This is a genomic window from Bradyrhizobium sp. P2_E8 (assembly GCF_056403875.1).
On record NZ_JBFUES010001933.1, the window covers coordinates 1 to 520 of the forward strand.

At 67.7% G+C, this 520-nt stretch carries 1 protein-coding gene; it reads right to left on the bottom strand.

The features are described 5' to 3' along the window. On the bottom strand, positions 1-520 hold a 520-nt coding region (locus tag AC1D00_RS44780), incomplete at both ends, for a sensor histidine kinase (RefSeq protein WP_477015171.1).

Below are 520 nucleotides of genomic sequence, written 5' to 3' on the forward strand. Positions count from 1 at the left end.
GCACCACCTCCGCCGTTTCCCGCGCCGGCACATCCGTTCCGCGCGGCAGCAGGATGCTGAAGACCGTGCCCTTGCCGAGCTCGCTTGCGACCTTCACCGTGCCGCCGGCCTGGTGCGCAAAGCCGTGCACCTGGGACAGGCCGAGACCGGTGCCCTTGCCGATCGGCTTGGTGGTGAAGAACGGCTCGAAAATCTTGTCGACGACGTCGGCGGGAATGCCGAGCCCGGTGTCGGCGATGTCGATCGCCACGAACTCGCCGGCGAGCGGGGCCTCGTCCAGTACGACGTTGCGGGCGCTGATCGTCACCGTGCCGCCGTCGGGCATCGCATCTCGGGCATTGATGACGAGATTGAGCAGCGCAGTCTCGAACTCCGAGACGTCGGTCCTGATCGGCCAGATCTCGCGGGCGATGTCGAAGGTGATGCGCACAGCGCTGCCGACGCCGGCGTCGAGCACCTCGCGGATCGCCCCGATGCGCTCGGAAAAGTCGATCGCCTGCGGGTTGACGCTCTGTCGCCG